This is a genomic window from Streptomyces cinereoruber, assembly GCF_009299385.1.
Lineage (GTDB): Bacteria > Actinomycetota > Actinomycetes > Streptomycetales > Streptomycetaceae > Streptomyces > Streptomyces bikiniensis.
The window spans coordinates 1,788,957-1,814,846 of sequence record NZ_CP023693.1 but is presented as its reverse complement, the minus strand read 5'-3'; the positions used below and the strand labels follow the sequence as shown (position 1 = coordinate 1,814,846).

At 74.0% G+C, this 25,890-nt stretch carries 20 protein-coding genes; 15 read left to right on the top strand and 5 right to left on the bottom strand.

Going from position 1 to position 25,890, the window contains the following annotated elements:
• Positions 1-4 precede the first annotated feature (4 nt).
• The 4 genes from CP977_RS07975 to CP977_RS07960 all read right to left on the bottom strand — a co-directional run bounded on the left by CP977_RS07975 (position 5) and on the right by CP977_RS07960 (position 5,216).
• Positions 5-1,633 carry a PucR family transcriptional regulator gene (locus tag CP977_RS07975; RefSeq protein WP_062759080.1) on the bottom strand — a complete coding sequence of 543 codons (1,629 nt, stop codon included), beginning with the start codon at positions 1,631-1,633 and terminating at the stop codon, positions 5-7.
• A 167-nt stretch (positions 1,634-1,800) separates the two neighbouring features.
• The gene (locus CP977_RS07970) at positions 1,801-3,192 is read right to left on the bottom strand and encodes an FAD-binding oxidoreductase (RefSeq protein WP_152369840.1); all 1,392 of its coding nucleotides are present in this window, start codon (positions 3,190-3,192) and stop codon (positions 1,801-1,803) included.
• A 120-nt stretch (positions 3,193-3,312) separates the two neighbouring features.
• Positions 3,313-3,945 (bottom strand): response regulator transcription factor, encoded by a 633-nt coding sequence (locus tag CP977_RS07965; RefSeq protein ID WP_152369839.1) that lies wholly within the window; start codon positions 3,943-3,945, stop codon positions 3,313-3,315.
• Complete coding sequence (locus CP977_RS07960) at positions 3,945-5,216, bottom strand: sensor histidine kinase (RefSeq protein WP_062759074.1); 1,272 nt, start codon at positions 5,214-5,216, stop codon at positions 3,945-3,947. Before CP977_RS07960 ends, CP977_RS07965 begins: the two co-directional genes overlap by 1 nt.
• A 187-nt stretch (positions 5,217-5,403) precedes the next feature.
• On the opposite strand from CP977_RS07960, the gene CP977_RS07955 reads away from it, so the two are divergent.
• The gene (locus CP977_RS07955) at positions 5,404-6,153 is read left to right on the top strand and encodes an ABC transporter ATP-binding protein (RefSeq protein WP_229991582.1); all 750 of its coding nucleotides are present in this window, start codon (positions 5,404-5,406) and stop codon (positions 6,151-6,153) included.
• Complete coding sequence (locus tag CP977_RS07950) at positions 6,147-8,603, top strand: ABC transporter permease (protein WP_152369838.1); 2,457 nt, start codon at positions 6,147-6,149, stop codon at positions 8,601-8,603. Before CP977_RS07955 ends, CP977_RS07950 begins: the two co-directional genes overlap by 7 nt.
• 97 nt (positions 8,604-8,700) lie before the next feature.
• On the opposite strand, the gene CP977_RS07945 is transcribed toward CP977_RS07950, so the two are convergent.
• On the bottom strand, positions 8,701-10,503 hold the full coding sequence (locus tag CP977_RS07945; protein WP_152369837.1) for a glycoside hydrolase family 15 protein: 1,803 nt from the start codon (positions 10,501-10,503) through the stop codon (positions 8,701-8,703).
• A 539-nt stretch (positions 10,504-11,042) separates the two neighbouring features.
• On the opposite strand from CP977_RS07945, the gene CP977_RS07940 reads away from it, so the two are divergent.
• From CP977_RS07940 to CP977_RS07880, 13 genes are all read left to right on the top strand, one after another.
• Positions 11,043-12,692 carry a CTP synthase gene (locus CP977_RS07940; protein ID WP_062759065.1) on the top strand — a complete coding sequence of 550 codons (1,650 nt, stop codon included), beginning with the start codon at positions 11,043-11,045 and terminating at the stop codon, positions 12,690-12,692.
• Positions 12,693-12,774: 82 nt separating this feature from the next.
• On the top strand, positions 12,775-13,401 hold the full coding sequence (locus tag CP977_RS07935; protein ID WP_109187097.1) for an NUDIX domain-containing protein: 627 nt from the start codon (positions 12,775-12,777) through the stop codon (positions 13,399-13,401).
• A 354-nt stretch (positions 13,402-13,755) separates the two neighbouring features.
• Positions 13,756-15,741 carry a tetratricopeptide repeat protein gene (locus CP977_RS07930; protein WP_062759061.1) on the top strand — a complete coding sequence of 662 codons (1,986 nt, stop codon included), beginning with the start codon at positions 13,756-13,758 and terminating at the stop codon, positions 15,739-15,741.
• Positions 15,742-15,889: 148 nt separating this feature from the next.
• Complete coding sequence (gene ald / locus CP977_RS07925) at positions 15,890-17,005, top strand: alanine dehydrogenase (RefSeq protein WP_062759059.1); 1,116 nt, start codon at positions 15,890-15,892, stop codon at positions 17,003-17,005.
• Between the two features lie 447 nt (positions 17,006-17,452).
• On the top strand, positions 17,453-18,478 hold the full coding sequence (locus CP977_RS07920) for a ParA family protein (protein ID WP_030212665.1): 1,026 nt from the start codon (positions 17,453-17,455) through the stop codon (positions 18,476-18,478).
• A complete protein-coding gene (locus tag CP977_RS07915) occupies positions 18,475-18,942 on the top strand; it encodes a hypothetical protein (RefSeq protein WP_062759055.1) in 468 nt (155 codons plus the stop codon). The genes CP977_RS07920 and CP977_RS07915 overlap by 4 nt, the downstream gene beginning before the upstream one ends.
• A 45-nt stretch (positions 18,943-18,987) precedes the next feature.
• Complete coding sequence (locus CP977_RS07910; RefSeq protein WP_152369836.1) at positions 18,988-20,301, top strand: segregation and condensation protein A; 1,314 nt, start codon at positions 18,988-18,990, stop codon at positions 20,299-20,301.
• Positions 20,298-20,927, top strand: coding sequence for an SMC-Scp complex subunit ScpB (gene scpB, locus CP977_RS07905; RefSeq protein ID WP_152369835.1), 630 nt, complete (start codon positions 20,298-20,300; stop codon positions 20,925-20,927). The genes CP977_RS07910 and scpB overlap by 4 nt, the downstream gene beginning before the upstream one ends.
• The gene (locus CP977_RS07900; protein WP_062759049.1) at positions 20,927-22,213 is read left to right on the top strand and encodes a pseudouridine synthase; all 1,287 of its coding nucleotides are present in this window, start codon (positions 20,927-20,929) and stop codon (positions 22,211-22,213) included. Before scpB ends, CP977_RS07900 begins: the two co-directional genes overlap by 1 nt.
• Before the next feature lie 142 nt (positions 22,214-22,355).
• Positions 22,356-23,009, top strand: coding sequence for a nicotinamide riboside transporter PnuC (gene pnuC, locus CP977_RS07895; RefSeq protein WP_152369834.1), 654 nt, complete (start codon positions 22,356-22,358; stop codon positions 23,007-23,009).
• On the top strand, positions 23,006-24,115 hold the full coding sequence (locus CP977_RS07890) for an AAA family ATPase (protein WP_062759044.1): 1,110 nt from the start codon (positions 23,006-23,008) through the stop codon (positions 24,113-24,115). Before pnuC ends, CP977_RS07890 begins: the two co-directional genes overlap by 4 nt.
• Positions 24,112-24,849 (top strand): NUDIX hydrolase, encoded by a 738-nt coding sequence (locus CP977_RS07885; protein ID WP_062759039.1) that lies wholly within the window; start codon positions 24,112-24,114, stop codon positions 24,847-24,849. The genes CP977_RS07890 and CP977_RS07885 overlap by 4 nt, the downstream gene beginning before the upstream one ends.
• Positions 24,846-25,877, top strand: a complete 1,032-nt coding sequence (locus tag CP977_RS07880; protein WP_062759037.1) for an ADP-ribosylglycohydrolase family protein — start codon at positions 24,846-24,848, stop codon at positions 25,875-25,877. Before CP977_RS07885 ends, CP977_RS07880 begins: the two co-directional genes overlap by 4 nt.
• The last annotated feature ends 13 nt before the right edge of the window (positions 25,878-25,890 follow it).

Here is a 25,890-nt window from a genome sequence, read left to right as displayed (position 1 = left end):
GGGGTTACGGCGTGTGGCGGCGGGCCCTGAGGGCCAGGGAGAGGGCCAGGACCGTCTGCGGGTCGTCCAGGTCCGTGCCCAGGAGCTCCGAGATGCGGGCGAGCCGGTTGTAGAGGGTCTGCCGGTTGAGGTGCAGCTCGCGGGCCGTCTCCGCCTTGCGGCCCGCGTGCGCCAGATACGTCTCCAGGGTCGGCAGCAGCGGCGGCCGGGAGGTGCGGTCGTGCTCCTGGAGGGGGCCGATCGCACGGTCCACGAAGGCCCCGAGGACCGTGTCCCCGTGGAAGTGCAGCCGCCAGAGCAGCAGGTCGATGTCGAGGCGCCGCGCGTCGTACCAGGGCAGGTCCGACAGGCCCTGCGCCGCCGTCGCCGTCTCCGCCGCGTGCCGCAGGCCCGCCGAGGCCGCCGCCCAGCCGCCCGCCACGCCCACCACGATCACCGGCGGGTGCGTGCCCGCCCGCTCCAGGCCGGCCCGCTCCACGCCCGCGCGCAGGGCCGCCGCGACACGGTCCGCGACCGCCGTGCGCTCGGTCTCCGAACGCAGGCCGAGCAGCAGCGGGACCCGGCCCTCGACCGGGCGGACGCCGAGCAGCACGGGCACGCCGACGGAGGACAGCTCCTCCAGGACCGCCCGGGCCAGCAGCGCCCAGTTCCCCGAGGGCGACAGCTCCGGGGCGAGCCGCATCACCACCGGCAGGAGCGGGCCGTCCCCGGGCTTGAAGCCGAGGACCCGGGCCTGCGCCGGGGCGTCCTCGGCCGTGATCCTGCCCTCCGCCAGGTCGGTCAGGAAGTCGCCCCGGCCGCGCGCGGCCAGCTCCTCCTCCTGCCGCGCCTGCATGAGGACGACCGCGAGGAGCCCGGCCGCCCGCTCGGCCGCCATCCGGTGGACGGGGGAGAGGGCGCCGGAGACCGCCAGGAGGACGAGGCGGGCCCGCACCGAGCCCGTACCGGGTCCGCCGCCGGGCACGTCCACCAGGACCGTGCCGGTGGGCGGGCCCGACTCGCGGGCCGCCCGGCCGCCGCGCAGCCCGTCCCACACCTGGAGCGGGTCGGCGGGCGCGGACTCGGTGCCCGCCGCGTACAGGAGCTGTCCGTCGGGGGTCTCCAGGAAGACCGGGTTGGCGGCGAAGTCGGAGAGGATCCGCAGCACCTGCGGGACCCCGCCGCCGCCGAGCAGGGCCTCCGTGCACTGCCGGTGGACCTCCTCCGCCCGCCGCTGGAGGGCGTAGTGGCCGTTGACGATCTCGGTGTGGATCTCCTCCGTCACCGTCACGAACGGCACCTCGCGGTGCAGCTGCACCAGCGGCAGGCCGGCCGCCCGCGCGGCCTCCACTATGGTCGCCGGGAGGCGGGCGAAGCGGGGCCCCAGCTCCACCACGAGCGCCGCGATGCCCCGGTCGGCGAGCCGCCGCACGAAGGCCCGCTGCTCGGCCGGCCGGGTCCCGAGCCCGAGGCCCGTGGTGAGCAGCAGCTCGCCGCCCTTGAGCAGCGACGCGATGTTCGGCACCTCGCCCGCGTGCACCCAGCGCACCGTCCGGTGCAGCCGGTCCGCGCCGGCGACGACCTCCGGGAGCCCGCCGCGCAGGCCGGGAAGTTCGAGGGCCCGCTGCACGGTGATCCCGCCCTGGTTGTCCATGGCCCCGGACGCTACCCGCGTCCGACTTCCGGCGACATCACCCCACGGTCACGGCACCGGACACTTCGTACACCGGCCCGACAACTCGTCGTCCCCGGAGGGGGATTGCGCGATCATGTGTCGAGTGTGTCCTGCGTCACCCCGTGAGGGGCGGTACGGGGGCGGTCTCAGGCCGCCGGGACGATGTTGTGGTTGAAGCGGAACACGTTCTCCGGGTCGTACGCCGCCTTCACCCCGGCCAGCCGCCGGGCGTTCTCCGCGCCGAGGCCCGCCGCCACCCGGTCCGCGCCCTCGGAGCCGATGAAGTTCAGGTACACGGCGCCGATCGCCCACGGCCGCATGTCGGCCCGGACGTCCCGCACCCAGCGGATCGCCCGCTCGTCGTCGGCCGGGTCCTCCCACACCCCGAAGGGGTGCACGGCCCACGGAGCCGTACGCCACGGCAGCGGGTACGCGGAGGGTCCGTCCGCCACCCGCCCGCCCATCGGGAACACCAGGTGCTGGGTCCCGGTCGGCACCGGCATGTCCGCCGCCCGCGCGCAGAAGCGCTCCACGGCCTCGTCGGGGAAGGCGTCCAGGTACTCGGCCGACCAGTAGTTCCGCTGCCCGGGCGGATCGTCCAGCATGCACTGGAAGTCGGCGTACGGGATCTCCGTCACCACCGTCGCCGCCGGGCCGAGCGCGAGCAGCGGCGCCACGACCTCCCGCAGTTCCTCCTCCGGCCCGGCGTACGTGGTGAGCACGACGTAGACCGGCGTCCCCACCAGCTCCGGCGGTACGAAGTCCTCCGGCGGGGCCGTCAGGCAGAGCACCGCGCCGCCCGCCGCGTCGGGGGCCGGGGCGTCGAACACGTCCCGGTAGGCGCGGACCGCGTCGGGACCCGCGTCCGGGGTGAACATCAGGAGCGCGAAGCAGAACTCCGGCAGTTCGTGCACCCGCAGCGTCAGCGAGGTCACCACCCCGAAGTTCCCGCCGCCGCCGTGCAGCGCCCAGAACAGCTCCGGGTTCTCCTCGGCGTCCGCGTGCACGTGCCGGCCCTCGGCCGTGACCAGCTCGGCGGAGAGCAGGTTGTCGCAGGCGAGGCCGAACCTCCGCTCCAGCCAGCCCGAGCCGCCGCCGAGCGCGAACCCGCCGACCCCGGTCGTGGAGGCCCGGCCGCCGGTCACCGCCACGTGGAACGGTTGGCAGGCGCGGTCCAGGTGCGCCATGGTCGCCCCGCCCCCGACCCGTACCGTCATGTGCTCGGGGTCCGCGACCACCGCGTGCATCCGGCGCAGGTCCACCACCAGGCCGCCGTCGTTGAGGGCCGTGCCGGCGACGGAGTGGCCGCCGCCGCGCACCGCGACCGGCAGGCCCGCCTCCCGGCCGAAGAGCACCGCGTTGACGACGTCCTCGGGCGTGGCGCACTGGGCGACGACGGCCGGACGCCGGTCGATCATGCCGTTGAAGACGGTCCTCGCCGCGTCGTAGCCGGGGTCGTCCGGCACGAGGACCTCACCCGCCAGGTCCTCCCGGAGACCGGCCAGGGCGCTGTCGGGGACGAGCGTTCGGGGAGCCATGGGGTGCCCCCCTTCCTTGCGGGGGACAGGACCCTTTCATCGTAGGTCCGGCCCCGGGTCCGTGCTTCCCGGCCGCCGCGCGCCCCCGCCGGTTCCCGTGCGCCGGTCGCGCCCGGCGGGTCAGGCCCGCAGGTAGGTGAGGACGGCCAGGACCCTGCGATGGGTCTCGTCCGCCGGAGGCAGGTCCAGCTTGGTGAGGATGCTGCCGATGTGCTTGCCGATCGCCGCTTCGGAGACCACCAGCTCCTTGGCGATCGCGCCGTTGGACCTGCCCTCGGCGATCAGCGCCAGCACCTCCCGCTCGCGCGGGGTGAGCCGCTCCAGCGGATCGCGGCGGCGGCGCAGCAACTGGCGCACCACCTCGGGATCGACCACCGTCCCGCCGTCCGCCACCTCGCGCAGCGCCTCCACGAACTCCTCGACCTGGCCGACCCGGTCCTTGAGCAGGTAGCCGACGCCCGTCCCGTCGCCGGAGTCCAGGAGTTCGGCGGCGTACGCCCGCTGCACGTACTGGCTGAGGACCAGGACCGGGAGCGCGGAGCGCTCCTCGCGCAGCCGCACCGCCGCGTGCAGCCCCTCGTCCTGGAAACCGGGCGGCATGCGCACGTCCGTCACCACGATGTCGGGGGCGTGCTCCTCGACGGCGGATACCAGCGCCCGCGCGTCCCCGACGGCCGACACCACCTCGTGGCCGCAGCGGCCGAGCAGACCGACGAGTCCTTCCCGCAGCAGCACGCTGTCCTCGGCCAGCACTACGCGGAGCGGCCGGCCGCCTCGGTCAACTCGCAAGGAAACTCCACACGCAACAGGGTCGGTCCACCCGGCGGACTGGTCAGGGCAAGTCTGCCAGCCAGGACCGACACCCGGTCCGCGAGGCCGGTGAGGCCGCTGCCTGCCGACGGGTCCGCGCCGCCGCGGCCGTCGTCGCGCACTTCGAGGAAGAGGCGTCCGTCGTGATGACCGCCGCTCACCCGTGCGCGGCCGGCCCCGCTGTGCCTGGCGATGTTGGCCAGTGCCTCGCAGACCACGAAGTATGCCGCGGACTCGACCGCCTCGGCCGGTCGGCCCGGTAGTTCGAGGTCGACGTCGACGGGGACCGCGCAGCGGTCGGCGGCGTCGCTGACCGCGGCGTGGAGGCCGTAGTCCGTGAGGACCTTGGGGTAGACGCCCCGAATGAGCTCGCGCAGCTCCTCGAGCGCCCTGCCCGCCTCCTCGTGGGCCCGGGCGAGCTGGTCGGCGAGCGGGCCGGGCGGGGCGTCGAGGCGGGCGAGGCCGAGGGCCATCGACAGGGCCACGAGGCGCTGTTGGGCGCCGTCGTGCAGATCGCGCTCGATACGGCGCCGCTCGGCCTCGAAGGCGTCCACCAGCCGGGCGCGGGAGCGGGCCAGCTCGACCACCTCGGCATCGAGCTCGCCCTCGCGGGAGGCGATCAGCAGCCGGGCCAGCCCCGCACGGGCGCCCGCCGCGGCACAGAGCACGTACGCGCCCAGGCCCAACAGGAGCAGCCCCAGCACGGCGACGCCGAACGCGGTCGGCCACGTGGTGACCGTCCACTGCTTGAGCACCTTCGCCTCGTCGCCGTCGCCGACCGTGGCCATCAGCAGCGGGGTGGCGACCACGGACAGCGGGAGGAGCAGGGCGACCGTGACGACCAGGGCGTCGACCGGCCACAGCAGCACGGCGAACAGCAGCGCGTACCCGAGCTCCCGCCAGGTCCCCTGTTCGCGCAGCCGGGTGGTCAGCCAGGCCCGCAGTCCCGGCGCGGTCGGCACCCGGTGCCGGCCGGACACCGGGTCGCGGTCGATCAGGCGCAGCCTGCGCCGCTCCACCCAGGCCACGGGGATCCCGCCGAGGGCGACCAGGACGAGCAGGGGCAGCCCCACCAGGACGACGACGAGCACACCGCAGACCGCCACCGCCGTCACGATCCCCACCAGGGTCACGGCACCGGCCGCCGCGCCGGTGAACAGATACGCGGCGGCGCGCCAGGGCCAGGCCGACAGGAGGAGGCCCGGCCGGGACATGGCCTGCCACACATTGCGAGGGTGCATGCGCACGACCGTAAGCGGCCCCGCCGGTCCGGTGCCATCGGCCCAGGGCCCCCCTCGGGGGTGGGCCTGGCACTACCCCGAGTCTCCTCCGGGCCGTACTGCGCCACGCGGGGCCTCCGCGGTTTCGTTGGGGGACCGACGAACCGAGGAGCAGGCCCTGATGGGGGAGCACATGAGCAACGACGCGATCCGATTGCGTTCCGTGACCCGGCGGTACGGCGCGGGCGGTACGTCCGTCACCGCCCTCGACGAGGTGTCGCTCGCCTTCCCGAAGGGGACCTTCACCGCCGTGATGGGCCCCTCCGGATCCGGCAAGTCGACCCTGTTGCAGTGCGCCGCGGGCCTGGACCGGCCCACGTCGGGCTCGGTCACCGTGGGCGGCACCGAGCTGACCGGGCTGAGCGAGACCGGGCTGACCCTGCTGCGCCGCGAGCGCATCGGCTTCGTGTTCCAGGCGTTCAACCTGCTGCCCTCGCTGACCGCCGAACAGAACGTCGCCCTGCCGCTGCGGCTGGCCGGCCGCCGCCCGAAGCGGGCCCGGGTGCGGGAGGTGCTCGAACAGGTCGGAATCGGCGACCGCGCGCGGCACCGTCCGGCGGAGATGTCCGGCGGCCAGCAGCAGCGGGTCGCCCTGGCCCGCGCCCTGATCACCCGCCCCGACGTGCTCTTCGGCGACGAGCCGACCGGCGCGCTCGACTCGCGGACCGGCCGCGAGGTGCTGACCCTGCTGCGCGGCACGGTCGACCGGGACGGCCGGACGATCGTCATGGTCACCCACGACCCCGTCGCCGCCTCCTACGCCGACCGCGTCGTCTTCCTCGTCGACGGCCGTGTCGACGGCGAACTGGTCGGCGCCTCCGCCGAGGACGTCGCGGCGCGCATGACCAAGCTGGAGGCGGCGCCGTGCTGACCACCGCGCTGAGCACCCTGCGCACCCGCTGGGTCACGTTCGCCGGCAGCTTCGTCGCCCTCTCCCTGGGCGTGGCGCTGATCGCCGTGATGGGGCTGGCCCTGGCGTCCTCGATGGACGCACCCGACCGGGGGCCCGAGCGGTTCGCCGCCGCGCCGGTCGTCGTCAAGGGCCCGGACACCGTCCGGGTGTCCACCCCGATCGGCGTCCGCGACCAGAAGCTCGCGCAGCCGCGTGCCGTGCCCGACGACGTGGTGGCGAAGCTGCGGGATCTCGGGACCGTCGTCGAGGACAGGTCGTTCGCCGTACGGGCCGAGGGCGGGCCCGCCGACCTGGTGGGCCACCCCTGGTCCACGGCGGCCTTCGCACCGTACGAACTCGACGCGGGACGCGCGCCCGAGGCCGTGGACGAGGTCGTCGTCAGCGGGGACTGGGCCCGTCCGGGCACCCGGGTGCGGACCGACGGCGGCACGGTGAGGGTCGTCGGCACCGTGGCCGGGCTCGGCTTCGAGAACGCCGTGTTCCACACCGACGCCCGCGCCGCCGAACTGGCGCCGCGCAGCCTCCAGCTCGTGGTCGACGCCGACGCGGCGGCCGTGCGCGAAGCGGTGCGCGGCAGTGAGGGCGTCCAGGTCCTCACCGGGAACGCGCGCCGGTACGCCGACGCCGACCCCGACCGGGACGTCGAGGCCCTCACCGCGATGAACGCCATGTTCGGCACGGCCGGCGGCGTCACCGGGTTCGTGTCGGTGTTCGTGGTGGCCTCGACCTTCGCGTTCGCGGTGGCCCGGCGGCGGCGCGAGTTCGGGCTGCTGCGCACCGCCGGGGCGACCCCGGGCCAGATCCGCCGCATGGTCGTCCACGAGGCGCTCGCGGTCGGCGCACTCGCCTCGGCCGCCGGCTGCGCGCTCGGCTCCCAGGCGGCTCCCGTACTCGTCGAGTGGGCGGTCGACGAGAACCTCGCGCCCCGCTGGTTCACCCTCGGCGACCACACCTGGCCCTACCACACGGCATTCTGGACGGGCCTGCTCGTGGCCCTGTGCGGCGTCCTCGCCGCGTCCTGGCGGGCCGGGCGCACAGGCCCCGCCGAGGCGCTGCGCGAGGCGTCCGTCGACGCCCGGCCGATGACACGGGGCCGCCTGCTGTGCGGCGCGGCCCTGCTGGTCACCGCCGCGGTGACCCTGGCCCTGGCCCTGATGACGGACCCGGGAGACCTGCTGGGGCGCAAGACCTATGTGACCCGGCCGATGCTGCTGATCACCGCGGTCGCGCTGCTCGCGCCGGTGGTGGTGCGGCCGCTGGTCCGGCTGATCGCCTGGCTGCCGGCCCGCCTGCCGGGCGCCGGCGGGACGCTGGTGCGGGAGAACGCCGCCACCGGGGTCCGCCGCACCGCCGCCGTCGCGGCGCCCGTGCTCGTCACGGTCGCGCTGGCGGGCTCGCTGCTCGGCGCCACCGCCACCCTCGACGGGGCGAAGGCCACCGAGGTGCGCGAGCGGACGGCCGCCGACTTCGTGGTCGCTCCGGCGGGCGACGCCGGCTTCGACGAGGCGACGCTGCGGCGGCTCCGGGCCGTGCCCGGCGTCGAGGTCTCGGCGAGCTCGTCGAGCGCCGTGTACGTCCTGGAGGAAGGGGTGGCGCTCGTCAGGTCCGCTGCCAGGGCCGCCGAGCCGGGACCGCTCGCGGCGACGACCCGCCTCCCGCTCGCCGCGGGGAAGGCGGAGGACCTGGACGACGACTCGATCATCGTCAACGAGGAGTGGGAGAAGCGCACCGTGGGCGAGCGGGTGGACGTGTGGCTCGGCGACGGCACGAGGAAGTCCCTGAGGATCGCCGCGGTCATGACCGTCGGCACCGGCGACAACGGCGTCTACGTCACCCCGCGCAACGCCCCCGCGGCGCCCGTCGACCGGGTCGACGTACGCCTCGCGCACGGGGCCGACGCGAGCGCCGCGGCCGCCGGTCTGAACCGGGCGGTGCGGGCGTCGGGCGGGGAGGTGCTCACCGGGGAGGCCTGGGTGCGGGCGGCGCGTCCCGAGAGCGACCGGAGGACCCGTACGGGGTTCTTCCTGGTCCTCGGGATCGCCCTCCTCTACACCGGCATCTCGCTGGCCAACACGATGGTCATGGCGACCTCCGACCGGGTCCGCGAGCTGGCCGCGCTGCGACTGGCCGGCGCCACCCGGTGGCAGGTGCTGCGGCTGGTGGGCGCCGAGGCGCTGACGGTGGTCGTGGTCGGCGGACTGCTGGGAGCGCTGGTCGCCGGGCTCGACCTGGCGGGCATGTGGGGCGCGCTGGGCCTGCTCTCGGTGTGGACGCCGATCGAGGTCCCGTGGACGACGCTCGGGGCGGTCCTGGGCACCTGCGCGGTGCTCGCCGTGATCTCGGCGGTCGTTCCGGCCGGCCTCGCCCTGCGCCGCAGGGCGGTGGAGCTCGCGGGCACACGGGAGTGACCCCGGCCCCGGCCCGCCCCGGTCGTCCACGTCGGTGACGACCGGGGCGACCCGATGCGCAGAGACGGAAGCACCGACGCCGGAGGCGTGGGCCCCCTCAGCCGCCGTACGCGCCGCTCGCCGTCAGCCGCAGCGCCGTGTCGATCAGCGGGACGTGGCTGAAGGCCTGCGGGAAGTTGCCCACCTGGCGCTGGAGCCTCGGGTCCCACTCCTCGGCGAGGAGGCCCAGGTCGTTGCGGAGCGCGAGCAGCTTCTCGAAGAGGGTGCGGGCCTCGTCGACCCGGCCGATCATCGCCAGGTCGTCGGCCAGCCAGAAGGAGCACGCCAGGAACGCGCCCTCGTCGCCCTCCAGGCCGTCCACGCCGGCCTCCTCGCCGGCCGTCGGGTAGCGCAGCACGAAGCCGTCCTCCGTGGACAGCTCCCGCTGGATCGCCTCGATCGTGCCGATGACCCGCTTGTCGTCCGGCGGCAGGAAGCCCATCTGGGGGATCAGCAGCAGCGAGGCGTCCAGCTCCCTGGAGCCGTACGACTGCGTGAAGGTGTTCCGCTCCTTGTCGTACCCCTTCTCGCACACGTCCCGGTGGATCTCGTCGCGCAGCTCACGCCAGCGCTCCAGCGGGCCGTTGGCGTCCCCGGACTCGATCAGCTTGATCGTGCGGTCCACCGCCACCCAGGCCATCACCTTGGAGTGCACGAAGTGCCGGCGCGGGCCCCGGACCTCCCAGATGCCCTCGTCGGGCTGGTCCCAGTTCTTCTCCAGGTACTCGATCAGCTTCAGCTGGAGCAGGGAGGCGTAGTCGTTCCGGGACAGGCCCGTCATGTGCGCCAGGTGCAGGGCCTCGGTGACCTCGCCGTACACGTCCAGCTGGAGCTGGTTCGCGGCGCCGTTGCCGACCCGCACCGGGGTGGAGCCCTCGTACCCCGGCAGCCAGTCGAGCTCGGCCTCGCCCAGCTCGCGCTCGCCCGCGATGCCGTACATGATCTGGAGGTTCTCCGGGTCGCCCGCGACGGCGCGGAGCAGCCAGTCCCGCCAGGCGCGGGCCTCCTCGCGGTAGCCGGTGCGCAGCATCGAGGAGAGGGTGATCGCCGCGTCCCGCAGCCAGGTGTAGCGGTAGTCCCAGTTCCGCACGCCGCCGATCTCCTCGGGCAGCGAGGTGGTCGGGGCGGCGACGATCCCGCCGGTCGGCGCGTACGTCAGCGCCTTCAGGGTGATCAGGGAGCGGACCACGGCCTCCCGGTAGGGGCCGTGGTACGTGCAGTGGTCGACCCACTCGCGCCAGAAGTCGGCGGTCGCCTCCAGGGCCCCCTCGGGGTCCGGCAGCGCCGGCGGCTCCTTGTGGGAGGGCTGCCAGGAGATCGTGAGGGCGACCCGCTCCCCGGGGCCGACGGTGAACTCGGAGTACGTGGTGAGGTCCTCGCCGTGGGTCTCGGCCTCCGCGTCCAGCCACACCGAGTCGGGCCCGGCGACCGCGACCGTGCGGTCCCCGACCTTGTGGACCCAGGGCACGATCCGGCCGTAGCTGAACCGCATCCGCAGCGCGGACCGCACCGGGACCCGGCCGGAGACGCCCTCGACGATCCGGATCAGCTGCGGCGCGCCGTCGCGCGGGGGCATGAAGTCGGTCACCCGGACCGTGCCGCGCGGGGTGTCCCACTCGGACTCCAGGATGAGCGAGTCCCCCCGGTAGCGACGCCGGTCGGCGGGGGCCGGCTCGGCGTCCTCGGGGCCCGCGGGGGCCACCCGCCAGAACCCGTGTTCCTCGGTGCCGAGGAGTCCCGCGAAGATCGCGTGCGAGTCGAAGCGGGGCAGGCAGAGCCAGTCCACGCTGCCGTCCCGGCAGACCAGGGCGGCGGTCTGCATGTCTCCGATGAGTGCGTAATCCTCGATGCGCCCGGCCACGTGCTTCACTCCAGTCGAACGGCCATGTCCGCCCCTCGGGGCGCTTGCTCCAGATGCCCGGCCGCATGTGCCGGCCGGGGTCCGAGTGTGTCAGCGGTCGGGGGGTCTGCGACAAGCCTCGGTCCGGGATGGGTCCCCGGGCGTTCGGCCCCGGGGGGACAGGCGGTGGCGTCGTCGGCCGGCCGGCTCGGCGGGCCATGTCCGAGCAGGATACGTTGCGCCCCGCACCATCCGTTGATCACACCAGTGACGTCGCTGCTCCAATCGGGTGAACACCCCCTTTCCCCGTCCGGGACCGGTCGGCCCCCGGCTATGTCACCGGCCACGCCGTCGTTCGCGTCGCCGTCCGTGAACACCCGGCTGCCGCGTGTGGCCGGAAGCGGTCTCCCCGGGTCGCTGATACCCTGGTACCCCGTGGACCGGTGGGAAACGGCGACAGCCGAGGACCCCGCAACCGCAGCGACGGCACCCCCCGATTCTTCCGGAGGGGACGCCGGTACGCACCTCCAGAACGCGACCACGGGAGCCCCCTCTTGGCGATGCCGCCCAACACCACGACGACCAAGCACATCTTCGTCACCGGGGGTGTCGCCTCCTCCCTCGGCAAGGGCCTGACCGCCTCCAGCCTGGGTGCGCTCCTCAAGGCGCGGGGCCTGCGGGTCACGATGCAGAAGCTCGACCCGTACCTGAACGTCGACCCCGGCACCATGAACCCGTTCCAGCACGGCGAGGTGTTCGTCACCAACGACGGCGCCGAGACCGACCTGGACATCGGCCACTACGAGCGCTTCCTCGACGTCGACCTCGACGGCTCGGCCAACGTCACCACCGGCCAGGTCTACTCGCAGGTCATCGCCAAGGAGCGGCGCGGCGAGTACCTGGGCGACACCGTGCAGGTCATCCCGCACATCACCAACGAGATCAAGTCCCGGATCCGCCGCATGGCGACCGACGACGTCGACGTGGTCATCACCGAGGTCGGCGGCACCGTCGGCGACATCGAGTCCCTGCCGTTCCTGGAGACCGTCCGCCAGGTCCGCCACGAGGTCGGCCGCGACAACGTCTTCGTCGTGCACATCTCGCTGCTCCCCTACATCGGCCCGTCCGGCGAGCTGAAGACCAAGCCGACCCAGCACTCGGTCGCCGCCCTGCGCAACATCGGCATCCAGCCCGACGCGATCGTGCTGCGCGCCGACCGCGACGTCCCCACCGCCATCAAGCGCAAGATCTCGCTGATGTGCGACGTCGACGAGGCCGCCGTGGTCGCCGCCATCGACGCCAAGTCGATCTACGACATCCCGAAGGTGCTGCACACCGAGGGCCTGGACGCCTACGTCGTCCGCAAGCTCGACCTGCCCTTCCGCGACGTGGACTGGACCGTCTGGGAGGACCTCCTGGACCGCGTCCACAACCCGGAGCACGAGGTCACCGTCGCGCTCGTCGGCAAGTACATCGACCTGCCCGACGCCTATCTGTCGGTCACCGAGGCCATGCGGGCCGGCGGCTTCGCCAACAAGGCCCGGGTCAAGGTCAAGTGGGTCACCTCCGACGACTGCAAGACCCCGGCCGGCGCCGAGAAGCAGCTCGGCGACGTCGACGCGATCCTCGTCCCCGGCGGCTTCGGCGACCGCGGCGTGAGCGGCAAGGTCGGCGCGATCCAGTACGCCCGCGAGCACAAGGTCCCGCTGCTCGGCATCTGCCTCGGCCTGCAGTGCATCGTCATCGAGGCCGCCCGGAACCTGGCCGACATCCCCGAGGCCAACTCCACCGAGTTCGACCCGGCCACCGCGCACCCCGTCGTCTCCACGATGGAGGAGCAGCTGGCGTACGTCGAGGGCGCGGGCGACCTGGGCGGGACGATGCGCCTGGGCCTGTACCCGGCGAAGCTCGCCGAGGGCTCGATCGTCCGCGAGGTCTACGGCGACGAGCCGTACGTCGAGGAGCGCCACCGACACCGCTACGAGGTGAACAACGCGTACCGCGCGGAGCTGGAGAAGAAGGCCGGCCTGGTCTTCTCCGGCACCTCCCCGGACAACAAGCTCGTCGAGTACGTCGAGTACCCGCGCGAGGTCCACCCCTACCTGGTCGCCACCCAGGCGCACCCCGAGCTCCGCTCCCGCCCGACCCGCCCGCACCCGCTCTTCGCAGGTCTGGTGAAGGCCGCGGTGGAGCGCAAGACGGGCAAGTAGGGCGCAGGCGTTAACGTTGCCGGGGTGCGGGCCCGTTCGGGTCCCGCACCCCGGTTTTCGTGTGTCTACGGGAGGACGACCGATGGAGTTGCAGGACACCCCGCAGGAGTGGAGGGTCACCGCGACGGAGACCCCCTTCCAGGGCAAGAAGACGGGCGTCCGCACGGACGACGTGGTCATGCCGGACGGCACGGTCGCGCGCCGCGACTACCAGGTCCACCCCGGCTCGGTGGCCGTCGTGGCCCTGGACGCGGAGGACCGGGTGCTGCTGGTCAAGCAGTACCGGCACCCGGTGCGGCAGAAGCTCTGGGAGGTCCCGGCCGGGCTGCTCGACGTACCGGGGGAGAACCCGCTGCACGCCGCCCGGCGCGAGCTGTACGAGGAGGCGCACGTCAAGGCGGAGGACTGGCGGGTCCTGACCGACTTCTACACCTCCCCGGGCGGCAGCGACGAGGCCGTGCGGATCTTCCTCGCGCGGGACCTCGCGGAGGCGGAGGGCGAGCGCTTCGAGGTGGCCGAGGAGGAGGCCGACATGGAGACGGCGCGGGTGCCGCTCGCGGACCTCGTACGGGGGGTCCTCGCGGGCGACCTGCACAACAGCTGCCTGGTGAACGGGGTCCTGGCGCTGGCCGCCGCCCGCGCCGGCGACGGCCTCGACGCCCTCCGCCCGGCGGAGGCACCCTGGCCGGCCCGCCCGTTCGAGGCGTAGGCCCTGGCCGGGCGGGGTGGTGGTCGGGCGGGCGGGGTGCCGTCAGGCCCGGCCTCGGCCCGCCCCGGGCCCGGCTCCGGCCCGCCTCGGCTCCGGCCCGTCCCGGCCGGTTCCGGCCCCGGCCCGGCCGACTCCCGGGTCGTCACCCCGTCCCGCCCCGCCCGGTCGTCGCCCCTGTGCGGGCGTCTCGGAGGCGGGCACAGGGCCCGGTGTGACCATCTGCTGATCCGATCGGGGGATGTGTCCGCCCTGCTCCGCCGGGTACGTGTCCCGCGCTGAACTACGCTCGGAAACGCCCGCGCGGAGCCCCTCCCGCGGGATCGGCTCGTGCGCAGGTGGACGGGAGCGTGGCCCGTGACGGATCAGGCGGTGGCGGCAACCGGCAGCCGGCGGTTCTTCGGCCGCCAGCGCGAGTTGAAGGCCCTGCGCGCCGACATCGAACGGACCGGTCTCGACACCCTCACCGGCCGCAAGGCGCCCCGCTCCCGGGTCCTGCTCGTCGCCGGTAAGCCCGGCTCGGGCCGTACCGCACTCGCCGAGGAACTGGCCGCCGCGGTCGCCGACCGGTACCCCGACGGGACCTTCCGCGTCCGGCTCACCGAGCCCGGCGGCGAGCCCGTCCCCACCGGCCGGGCCGCCCAGGAACTCCTCGCCGCCCTCGGGGTCGCCGAACCCCCCGGCGCCGCCGAGGACGAGCTGGCCGAACTGGTCCGCGGCGCCTTCGCCGGACGCCGGGCCGTCCTGATCCTCGACGACGCCGTCGACGCCGAGCAGGCGGACCCGCTGATCCCCGACGAGCCCGGCACCCTGGTCATCGGGGTCGCCGGGGGGCCGCTCACCGGCATCCCCGACGTACGGCCCTGCACCCTCGGCGGCCTCGACCCCAAGTCGGCCATCGAACTGCTGACCTCCTTCACCGGCTCCGTCCGCGTCACCGTCGACCCGCAGGCCGCCGAGACCCTGGTCGAGGAGTGCGGGGGACTGCCCGCCGCGGTCGTCCTCGCCGGCGGCTGGCTCTCCACCCACCCCAAGGCCTCCGTCGCCGACCTCGCCAAGCGGCTGCACGGGCCGGGCGGCGACCCCCTCACCCGGGCCTTCCTGCTCGCCCACGAGGCGCTGCCCGCCACCGCCGCCCGGATACTGCGCTTCCTCGCCCTCGCCCCGCTGGGCCGGGCCGACGCCCACACCGCCTCCGCCCTGGCCGGCTGCTCGGTCTCGGCGGCCGCCACCACGCTCGCCGACTTCGAGGCCCTGGGACTCGTCTCGGCCGGCGAGGACGGACAGTACGAGGTCCGCGCCCACCTCGTGCCCCTCCTGCGCGCGCAACTGGAGGAGCGCGACCGGCCCGCCGAGGTGCAGCTCGCCCGGGCCCGGATGCTGGAGCGGACCGTGCGGCTCCTCCAGTCCTGCCGCGCGGTCACCGAACCGGAGGGCTCGCCCGCCCGCAGGAAGCTGGCGGGGCTGCCGCGCGCCCTGCGCTTCCCGAACGCCGCCGCCGGGGCCGCCTGGCTGGACTCCCGGCGGCCCGTCCTGCTCGCCTCCGCCCGTCTCGCCGTCGCCGACGGGGAGTTCGACACCCTGGCCCGCCGCCTGATCGCCTCCCTGGTCCGGGCGCTCGCCGCGCACCGGGGCGCCGAGGCCGCCGCCCCCGAGCTGTACGGGCTGCACCGGCTCGTCCTGGACGTGGCCGAGCGGCGCGGACTGCACCGCGAGCGGGCCGCCGCCCTGCTGAACCTGGCCGACCTCGACGCCCGCACCGGCAGGACGAAGGAGGCTCTGCTGCGATATCGGTCGGCTCTGGATGCCGGACGCGCAGCAAATGACCCGTACGCGACCGTCCGGGCGATGGAATCCGTAGGCGGCTCCTATCAGGAGCTGGGGGACTGGCAGCGGGCCGGCGACTGGTACGGGCGGGCGCTCGCCCAGCGCCTCGCCCGCGACGAGCGCGCCGACCAGGCCCGGCTGTACGCCCGCCTCGGCGCCGTGCAGACCTACGCCGGGCGGTACGGGGAGGCCCTGCGGAACTGGCGGGCCGCGGCCGCCGGCTACCGCAGGCTCTCCGATCTCCCCGGCTACGCACGGGCGTTGAGCGAGGCGGCCCGGGTCCAGGAGTACGCCGGACGGCCCGAGGAATCGCTGCGGACCTGCGAGGAGGCCGTGGAGTGGGCCCGCCGGGCGCAGGACGTCCGGCTCCAGGCGGCGCTCCGGCTGCGCCTCGCCGACACCCTCGACCGGCTCGGCGACCCGGCGGCGGCCCGGCTGCACCGGGCCGGGGCGGAGAGACTGCTGGAAACGGAACCTTCCGCCTACGAAATCCGCAGTGGGTCCGGGAAAGATTAGTACTTTGAAAGGCTAGACAGCGGGAACTCCTTCATTAGACTGGTTCCGCCGCGTTCGAACGTGGTCTGCCCCGGTGCGTCGTCATGCATCCGGGTATGTATCGCAGTGCGCCAGTTATCCCTCCCTGATTCAAGGACCGTGATCGACGATGAAGGTCGGCATCCCCCGCGAGGTCAAGAACAACGAGTTCCGCGTGGCCATCACCCCCGCCGGTGTCCACGAGCTCGTCCGCCACGGCCACCAGGTCTTCGTCGAGCAGAACGCCGGTGTCGGCTCCTCGATCACGGACGCGGAGTACGTCGCCGCCGGCGCCGAGATCCTCCCCACCGCCGACGAGGTCTGGGCCACCGCCGACCTGCTGCTCAAGGTCAAGGAGCCCATCGCCGAGGAGTACCACCGCCTCCGCAAGGACCAGACCCTCTTCACCTACCTGCACCTCGCCGCCTCCCGCGAGTGCACCGACGCACTGCTCGCCTCCGGCACCACCGCCATCGCGTACGAGACCGTCGAGACCGCGAACCGCGCCCTCCCGCTGCTCGCCCCGATGTCCGAGGTCGCGGGCCGCCTGGCCCCGCAGGTCGGCGCCTACCACCTGATGCGCTCGGCCGGCGGCCGCGGCGTCCTGCCCGGCGGCGTCCCCGGCACCCACGCCGGCAAGGCCGTCGTCATCGGCGGCGGCGTCTCCGGCTGGAACGCCACCCAGATCGCCGTCGGCATGGGCTTCCACGTGACCCTGCTCGACAAGGACATCAACAAGCTCCGCGAGGCCGACAAGATCTTCGGCACCAAGGTGCAGACGATCGTCTCCAACGCCTACGAGCTGGAGAAGGCCGTCGTCGAGGCCGACCTCGTCATCGGCGCCGTCCTCATCCCGGGCGCCAAGGCCCCGAAGCTGGTCACCAACGAGCTCGTCGCCAAGATGAAGCCCGGAAGTGTCCTTGTCGACATCGCGATCGACCAGGGCGGCTGCTTCGAGGACTCGCACCCGACCACCCACGCCGAGCCGACCTTCCGGGTCCACGACTCGGTCTTCTACTGCGTCGCCAACATGCCCGGCGCGGTCCCGAACACCTCCACCTACGCCCTCACCAACGCCACGCTGCCCTACATCGTGTCGCTGGCGAACAACGGCTGGGCCGAGGCCCTGCGCCGCGACGCCGCCCTCGCCCTGGGTCTCAACACCCATGACGGCAAGGTGGTTTACAAGGAGGTCGCCGAGGCCCACGGCCTGGAGCACGTCGAGCTGGGCAGCCTCCTGGGCTGACCCCCGCGGCACCGCGTCAACGCGCGCGTCAATACCACGCACCCGGCCGGACCTTGTTCGACAAGGTCCGGCCGGCTGTGTCTCCGGCCACGCCGAAACGTTCGGGCAACTCGCGGCGAACGTAACCCTTCAACCGTTTCGCACCCCCCGGAAACGCACGGATGCGTGGCCGCGCGCCCTTGACAGAGGCCTGTTCGGTTGCCGACACATCGGGCCGGGTCCGGCGGATTGTGTTGCTGCGGACCGGTGACACGCCATAGAGTCGCCAACCGTCGGCATGGTGCCACGCTGACCTATCGATAAATGTTCCCGGCCACACCCAAGGAGGTAAGACGACTTGTGAATGAGTCGACATTTACTCCCGGGAGTGGTGCGCCGGGAGCTCCGATCGGCTCCGTCGCGGTGCGGACCTTCGCGACGCACCAGCCCGTGACGACAGCCCACACGATGAAGACGATGGACGGCCTACACGTGAACGCCACGGCCGGCAACGAGATGGGCCGAGAGTCCACCCACTTCGCCGCCTACGACGAGGTGCCCGAGGGGCACTTCTACGACCCCGACGCCGAGTACGAGCCCGATCCGGAGTACGCGGCCACCCTCGCGCCCGACGCTGCCCGCCAGCGCCGCGAGCGGATCGGCCCGACCGGACGGCCCCTGCCGTACTTCCCGATCCCGGGTCCGCTGACCGACCACGGACCCGCGAAGATCATCGCGATGTGCAACCAGAAGGGCGGCGTCGGCAAGACCACGTCGACCATCAACCTGGGCGCCGCGCTCGCCGAGTACGGACGACGGGTCCTGCTCGTCGACTTCGACCCGCAGGGAGCCCTGTCGGTCGGCCTCGGCGTGAACCCGATGGAGCTCGACCTCACCGTCTACAACCTGCTCATGGAGCGGGGCATGTCGGCCGACGAGGTCCTCCTGAAGACCGCCGTGCCCAACATGGACCTGCTGCCGAGCAACATCGACCTCTCGGCCGCCGAGGTCCAGCTCGTCAGCGAGGTCGCGCGCGAGTCCACGCTCCAGCGCGCCCTGAAGCCGCTGATGAACGACTACGACTACATCGTGATCGACTGTCAGCCCTCGCTCGGCCTGCTGACCGTGAACGCCCTGACGGCCGCTCACAAGGTCATCGTGCCGCTGGAGTGCGAGTTCTTCGCGCTGCGCGGCGTCGCGCTGCTGACCGAGACCATCGAGAAGGTCCAGGAGCGGCTCAACCCCGAGCTGGAGCTCGACGGCATCCTCGCCACGATGTACGACTCCCGGACCGTGCACAGCCGCGAGGTGCTCGCGCGCGTCGTCGAGGCCTTCGACGACCACGTGTACCACACGGTCATCGGGCGGACCGTGCGCTTCCCGGAGACCACGGTCGCCGGCGAGCCCATCACCACGTACGCCTCCAACTCCGTGGGCGCCGCCGCCTACCGCCAGCTCGCCAGGGAGGTGCTCGCCCGGTGTCACGCCGAGTGAGTCTGCCCGGCGCCGACGAACTCTTCCGTACGACCGGGGGGACGGCGCTGCAGGCGTCCTCACCCCGCCGGGCCGTCCCGGCCCCGGCGGGCGAGAGCGACCCGGCGGCGGCCGAGGGCTCCGCGGAGCACGCGGCGGCGGACTCCGAGGCCGCGGAACCGCGCGCCCGGACGTCCCCCGAGACCGAGAAGGCGGCCCCGGCCGCCGCCCCCCGGCGGCGCGGCGGAGGCCGCACCGCGAGCCGGCGGCCCAGCGGCCGCGAGCGCCACGACGAGAAGATCACGGTCTACGTCTCCGCCGAGGAGCTGATGGACCTGGAGCACGCCCGGCTCGTGCTGCGCGGCGAGCACGGCCTCGCCGTCGACCGGGGCCGGATCGTCCGGGAGGCCGTCGCGGTCGTCCTGGCGGACCTGGAGTCCCGCGGCGACGCGAGCATCCTCGTCCGCCGTCTGCGCGGCCGCTGACGGTAGCCTGCGGGCTGCCGCGCTCCCCGCTCCCCCTGGACCTCCATGCACCACGCCCCCGACTCCGCCCCCGACGAAACGTCCCGCCCGCCGCGCCGCCGCACCCTGGGCCGGGGCGGGGGCGCGGGGCCCCTGCGGGGGGCGGGGACGGGGGCGGAGGCCCCCGGAAACCCTGAGGCGTCTCCCGGGGCCTCAGAGGCGCCCTCCGGGACCTTCGGGGCGGCCGTACGGGCCCCCGCGCCCGACCCGGAGCCCCCGGAGCCTGTCGTCGAGCCCGCGCCCGCGGGAGGGCCCGCGGCCGACCGGGAACTCCCGGCGTTCCTCGCCGAGCCCTCCGCCTCCGTGGAGCCGGGCCCGGACGAGGAGCACCCGGACCCCGCCGGGGAACCCGGGCCCGCGAAAGCCGTAGCCGTACTCCCCGGTGGCCCGGACGCGGCGCCCCCTGTCGTGGGGGAGCCCGGGGCCGCAGGCGGGTCCCCGACCGGCGGGGAGCACCCGGCGGCCGTACCGGAGCCCGCCGAAGAGCCTCCGGCCGCCGGTCCCGCCGGTTCCGACGGGCGGTTCACCGTGCGGCTCTCGAACTTCGAGGGGCCCTTCGACCTGCTGCTCCAGCTGATCACCAAGCACAAGCTCGACGTCACCGAGGTCGCGCTCTCGCGGGTCACCGACGAGTTCATGGCGCACCTGCGGGCCCTCGGGCCCGACGGGGACCTCGACCAGACCACCGAGTTCCTGGTCGTCGCCGCCACCCTGCTCGACCTCAAGACCGCCCGGCTGCTGCCCGCCGCCGAGGTGGAGGACGAGGCCGACCTCGCCCTCCTGGAGGCCCGCGACCTGCTCTTCGCCCGGCTCCTCCAGTACCGCGCGTACAAGCGCGTCGCGGCGATCTTCGAGGAGCGGTGGGAGAGCGAGGGCCGCCGCCACCCCCGTACCGTCGGACTCGAACCGCACCACGCCGAGCTGCTTCCCGAGGTGATCCTCTCCATCGGCGCCGAGGGCCTCGCGAAGCTGGCCGTCAAGGCCATGCGGCCCAGGGCCGAGCCGCAGGTGTACGTCGAGCACATCCACGCCCCCCTCGTCAGCGTCCGCGAGCAGGCCGCCGTGGTCGCCGCCCTGCTGCGCGAGCGCGGCACGGCGCCCTTCCGGGAGCTGATCGAGGACGCCGGCGACACCCTCACCGTCGTCGCCCGCTTCCTCGCCCTCCTGGAGCTCTACCGGGAGCGGGCCGTCGCCCTCGACCAGGAGACCGCCCTGGGCGACCTCACGGTCTCCTGGACCGGCGGGGACGGGGAGACCAGGGTCACCGACGAGTTCGACCAGGAACCCGGACAGGAACAGAAAACGGAGGCCCGCGCATGAGCGTCCCCGACATCGACCCCGGGGGCACCCCGGACTCCGGCCTCAAGCCCTCCCTCGAAGCCGTCCTCATGGTGGTCGACGAGCCCGCCACCGAGGCCCACCTCGCCGAGGTCCTCGGCCGCACCCCCCGGGAGGTCGCCGGCGCCCTGCGCGAGCTGGCCGACGAGTACACCGCCCAGGGCCGCGGCTTCGAGCTGCGCCACGTCGCCGGCGGCTGGCGCTACTACACCCGCCCCGCGTACGCCCCGGCCGTCGAGGCCTTCGTCCTGGAGGGCCGGCAGGCCCGGCTCACCCAGGCGGCCCTGGAGACCCTCGCGGTCGTCGCGTACCGCCAGCCGGTCAGCCGTTCCCGCGTCTCGGCGGTCCGCGGGGTCAACTGCGACGGCGTGATGCGGACCCTCCTCCAGCGGGGTCTGGTGGAGGAGGCGGGCGCGGAACCCGAAACAGGTGCGATCCTGTACAGGACGACGAACTACTTCCTGGAGCGGATGGGCCTGCGCGGCCTGGACGAACTCCCCGAGCTCGCGCCCTTCCTCCCCGAGGCGGAGGCGGTCGAGCCGGACTCCCTCGAAGGCGTCCCGTCGTTCGAACCCGACGCAGACGTAGACGACAAGACGGAACTTTGATGCGAAGCAGCAGCGGCAGGAACAGCAGCGGAAACAACGGCGGGAGCCGTGGTGGCAACAGCGGCGGCCGCGGCGGCAGCGGTGGCGGCCGGGGCAGCGGCGGCGGTGGCGGCGGGCGCGGGAACTACCGCGGCGCCGGCAACGGCCGCGACGACCGCCAGGGCGGCGGGCGTCCGGGCCAGGGCGGCGGCCGCCCCGGTCAGGGCGGTGGCCGTCCGGGGCAGAGCGGCGGTCGTCCCGGCGGTCAGGGCGGCGGCTTCCGCCAGGGCGGTCAGGGCGGTCAGGGCGGCCAGGGCGGTGCCAACACGCGCCGGCCGCGCCCGGAGGAGCGCAGCTACGACGTGGACGGTCTCGCCGGCCGTTCGGACGGCCCCAAGCGCGGTCGCGGCGACGCGGCGCGCGGCGGTGCCAAGGGCGGCCCCCGGCAGTCCCCGCAGCGCGGCGGCGGCCGTACGGCCCCGGCCCGCTCGCGCGAGTACGACGCCCGCACCGAGGAGCGCAACCGGGAGCGGTACGCCGGCAAGCCCGAGATCAAGACCCCCAAGACCTTCCCCGGCGCCGAGCAGGAGGGCGAGCGGCTGCAGAAGGTCCTCGCCCGCGCCGGCATGGGCTCGCGCCGCGCCTGCGAGGAGCTGATCGAGCAGGCCAGGGTCGAGGTCAACGGCGAGATCGTCGTCGAGCAGGGCATGCGCGTCGACCCGGAGAAGGACGAGATCAAGGTGGACGGCCTGACCGTCGCCACCCAGTCGTACCTGTTCTTCGCCCTGAACAAGCCCGCCGGCGTCGTCTCCACCATGGAGGACCCGGACGGCCGCCAGTGCCTCGGCGACTACGTCACCAACCGCGAGACCCGGCTCTTCCACGTCGGCCGGCTCGACACGGAGACCGAGGGCATCATCCTGCTCACCAACCACGGCGAGCTGGCCCACCGCCTCACGCACCCGAAGTACGGCGTGAAGAAGACGTACCTGGCCGCCATCACGGGGCCGCTGCCCCGCGAGGTCGGCCGCCGCCTCAAGGACGGCATCCAGCTGGAGGACGGCTACGCCCGCGCCGACCACTTCCGCGTGGTCGAGCAGACCGGCAAGAACTACCTGGTCGAGGTCACCCTGCACGAGGGCCGCAAGCACATCGTGCGCCGGATGCTGGCCGAGGCGGGCTTCCCGGTCGAGAAGCTGGTCCGCACCGCCTTCGGCCCGATCGGCCTGGGTGACCAGAAGTCGGGCTGGCTGCGCCGCCTGACCAACACGGAGGTCGGCATGCTGATGAAGGAAGTCGGCATGTAGCGCATCGGAGGCGCCCGTACGCATCCGTACGAAGGGGCCCGTGACCGTTCCGGCGGTCACGGGCCCCTTCGCGTCCGCCCCCGGCCCTTGTGGGCGCGGTCCGCCACCCTTTATAGTCAACATGACTCTTAAGGAGGCGGGCGTGAGCCTCGCGACTTTGCTCGAACCCCTGCAACAGCCGCTCTTCACCGTCCTGGACACCCCGGTCAGCTGGACCGAGGTCCTGGGCTTCGGCAGCGGAGCGCTCTGCGTCTGGCTGGTGGCCCGCCAGCACGTGGCCAACTGGCCGATCGGCATCGCCAACAACCTCTTCTTCGTCCTGCTCTTCACGCAGGCCGGGCTCTACGCCGACGCCGGCCTCCAGATCGTCTTCATCACCCTCGCCGCGTACGGCTGGTGGACCTGGACCCACGGGGGTGGACCGGGCTCCGACGTCCTTCCGGTGCGCCGCACCACGCGCACCGAATGGACGTGGCTGCTCGCGGCGGGGGCGGTGGGGACCCTCGCCCTCACCCTGCTCCTCGACCGCGCCACCGACTCGACCGTCCCCTTCTGGGACGCCCTGACGACAGCGCTCTCCCTCATGGCCACCTACGGCCAGTGCAGGAAGCGCCTGGAGTCCTGGTGGCTCTGGATCGCCGCCGACGTCGTCTACGTGCCGCTGTACGCCCACAAGGGCCTGTACCTGACCTCCCTGCTGTACGTCGGCTTCATGGCGCTCTGCGTGAGCGGCCTGCGCGGCTGGAGCAAGGACCTCGCGGGGACCGCCCGGCGACCGGTGGAGGCGGCGGCGTGACGCACGACGACCCCGGCACCGGGCGGCCGGAGCGCTACGGACACGGCCTCGTCCTCGGCAAGTTCTACCCGCCGCACGCCGGCCACCACCACCTCGTCCGCACCGCCCTCGCCCGCTGCGAGCGCCTCACCGTCCTCGTCTGCGCCTCCTCCGCCGAGTCGGTCCCCCTGGAGGACCGCGTCGCCTGGATGCGCGAGGTCCACCCCGACGCCCTCGTCGTCGGCGCCGTCGACGACCACCCCGTCGACCTCCACGACCCCGACGTGTGGGAGGCCCACATGCGCGTCTTCCGGGCCGCCGTGCCCGAACGCGTCGACGCCGTCTTCACCTCGGAGCCGTACGGCGAGGAGCTCGGCCGCCGCTTCGGCGCCGCGTCCGTCCTCGTCGACCCCGACCGCGTCCGCTTCCCCGTCTCCGGCACCGCCGTCCGCGCGGACCCCGCCGGCTGCTGGGACTTCCTGGAGGCCCCCGTGCGGGCCGCGCTCACCCGCCGGGTCGTCGTCCTCGGTGCCGAGTCCACCGGCACCACCACCATGGCCCTCGCCCTCGCCGACCACTACCGGCGGCGCGGCGGCGTCTGGGCCCGCACCCGGTACGTACCGGAGTACGGGCGCGAGTACAGCGAGCTCAAGCTCGCCGAGCTGCGGGCCGAACGCCCCGGCGCCACCTGGCCGGACGTCGTCTTCCGCTCGTCCGACTTCCCCGTCATCGCCCAGCGCCAGGCCGAACTGGAGGAGGAGGCCGCCCGCGACGGCTCGCCCGTCCTCTTCTGCGACACCGACGCCTTCGCCACCACCATCTGGCACGAGCGGTACATGGGCACCACCAGCCCCGACACCGGCGAGGTCGCCGCCCGCGGCCGGCAGCACCTCTGGCTGCTCACCGACCACCGGGGCGTCGACTTCGAGGACGACGGGCTGCGCGACGGGGAGCACCTGCGGCCCTGGATGACCGCCCGCTTCCTCACCCAGCTCGCCCACTCCGGTCGCCGCACGGTCGTGCTCACCGGACCGCACGAGGAACGGCTCGCCACCGCGGTCGCCGCCGTGGACGCGCTGCTCGCCGAGGGCCCCCGCCTCACCGACCCCCTGCCGGAGCGCCGATGACCGCCCACCGGGCCCCCGAGGGCTACGACCCGCACGCCTTCGAGCCGTTCGCCGTCACCGTCGACCTCGCCGTCCTCACGATCCGCGAGGAACGCCTCCACGTCCTCCTCGTCGAACGCGCCCGGGAGCCGTACGCCGGGTCCTGGGCGCTGCCCGGCGGCTTCGTGCTGCCCCGCGAGTCCGCCGAGACCGCCGCCCGCCGCGAACTCGCCGAGGAGACCGGCCTCTCCGGGACCACCGTCGCCGGGCTCCACCTCGAACAGCTCCGCACCTACACCGAGCCGGACCGCGACCCCAGGATGCGGGTCGTCTCCGTCGCCTTCACCGCCCTCGTACCGGACCCGCCCGAGCCGCGCGGCGGCGGGGACGCGGCCCAGGCGCGGTGGATCCCGTACGGGACGCACGGGCCGCTCGCCTTCGACCACGACCGGATCCTCGCCGACGCCCACGAACGGGTCGGCGCCAAACTCGAGTACACCTGCCTCGCCACGGCCTTCTGCCCGCCCGAGTTCACCCTCGGCGAGCTGAGGCAGGTCTACGAGACGGTCTGGGGCGTCGAACTCGACCGCCCCAACTTCCGGCGCAAGGTCCTCGCCACGCCCGGCTTCGTCCGGGCCGTGGAGGGACCGCCGCGCCTCACCGGCGGACGGGGGAAACCGGCCGCCCTCTACCGGGCGGGCGGGGCCACGGCCCTCCACCCGCCCCTCCTGCGACCGGAAGGACGTTCCTCGTGAACCACACACGCACCGCCGTCGAGGGGGCCGCGACCGGGTCCCTGATCGGACTCGCGCTCGGCGACGCGCTCGGCTTCCCCACCGAGTTCAACGACGTGCCCTCGATCCTCGCCAAGTGCGGGCCCTGGCGGGAGATGGAACTCCCCGTCAGGAACGGGACGGCGTACGTCACCGACGACACCCAGATGGCCCTCGCCTTCGCCCGGGGCATCCGCACGGCCATGGACCGGGGCGTCCTCACCCCGCGGCGCCTCGCCCGGCCGGTCCGCGAGGAGTTCGTCGGCTGGTACCACTCCCCGGACAACAACCGTGCCCCAGGCACCACCTGTCTGCGCGCCTGCGAACTCCTCGACGGCGACCGGCTCTGGCAGGACGCCAGCCAGATCCACTCCAAGGGCTGCGGCGCCAACATGCGGGTCACCCCCATAGGCCTCGTCCCCGGTCTGAGCGACGAGCAGCGGGCCGGCGCCGCGCAGCTCCAGGCGGCCCTCACGCACGGCCACCCCACCGCGCTCGCCGCCTCCGACCTGACCGCCCGCGCGGTGTACCTGCTCGCGCGGGGCGTGGACCCGGCCGGACTCGTCGGACAGCTCCGCTCGTACGCGTACGAGAACCGCTCCCGCTACCACGAGGAGTGGCTCGGCGACCTGTGGACCCGCTCCCAGGACCCCTCCGCCCGGCACTTCACCGAACGCGGCTGGGACGAGTGCCTGGCGGTCCTGGAGCGCCTGGACGCCGTCCAGCGCACGGCCGACCCGGAGCTCGACCCCTGCACGTACACCGGCGACGGCTGGATCGCGGAGGAGGCCCTGGCGACCGGGCTGCTCTGCTTCCTCCTCTTTCCCGGCGAACCCCTCACCGCCCTGCGCCGGGCCGCCTGCACCCGGGGCGACTCCGACTCGATCGCCGCCCTCGCGGGCGCCTTCGCCGGAGCCCACCTCGGCGCGGACGCCTGGCCGGCGGAGTGGGCGGACCGTATCGAGTACCGGAGCGACCTCGTCGCCTTCGGCGCCCTCTGGGACGCCTGAGCCGCGGCGCCCG

Bases quoted from the DNA above. Each gene is read 5' to 3' on its own strand.
- CP977_RS07960 (WP_062759074.1), bottom strand. From the start codon at position 5,216: ATGTCCCGGCCGGGCCTCCTCCTGTCGGCCTGGCCCTGGCGCGCCGCC.
- scpB (WP_152369835.1), top strand. From the start codon at position 20,298: ATGAGCGTCCCCGACATCGACCCCGGGGGCACCCCGGACTCCGGCCTC.
- CP977_RS07920 (WP_030212665.1), top strand. From the start codon at position 17,453: ATGAAGACGATGGACGGCCTACACGTGAACGCCACGGCCGGCAACGAG.
- CP977_RS07900 (WP_062759049.1), top strand. From the start codon at position 20,927: ATGCGAAGCAGCAGCGGCAGGAACAGCAGCGGAAACAACGGCGGGAGC.
- CP977_RS07885 (WP_062759039.1), top strand. From the start codon at position 24,112: ATGACCGCCCACCGGGCCCCCGAGGGCTACGACCCGCACGCCTTCGAG.
- CP977_RS07910 (WP_152369836.1), top strand. From the start codon at position 18,988: ATGCACCACGCCCCCGACTCCGCCCCCGACGAAACGTCCCGCCCGCCG.
- CP977_RS07975 (WP_062759080.1), bottom strand. From the start codon at position 1,633: ATGGACAACCAGGGCGGGATCACCGTGCAGCGGGCCCTCGAACTTCCC.
- CP977_RS07955 (WP_229991582.1), top strand. From the start codon at position 5,404: ATGGGGGAGCACATGAGCAACGACGCGATCCGATTGCGTTCCGTGACC.
- CP977_RS07970 (WP_152369840.1), bottom strand. From the start codon at position 3,192: ATGGCTCCCCGAACGCTCGTCCCCGACAGCGCCCTGGCCGGTCTCCGG.
- CP977_RS07935 (WP_109187097.1), top strand. From the start codon at position 12,775: ATGGAGTTGCAGGACACCCCGCAGGAGTGGAGGGTCACCGCGACGGAG.
- ald (WP_062759059.1), top strand. From the start codon at position 15,890: ATGAAGGTCGGCATCCCCCGCGAGGTCAAGAACAACGAGTTCCGCGTG.
- CP977_RS07940 (WP_062759065.1), top strand. From the start codon at position 11,043: ATGCCGCCCAACACCACGACGACCAAGCACATCTTCGTCACCGGGGGT.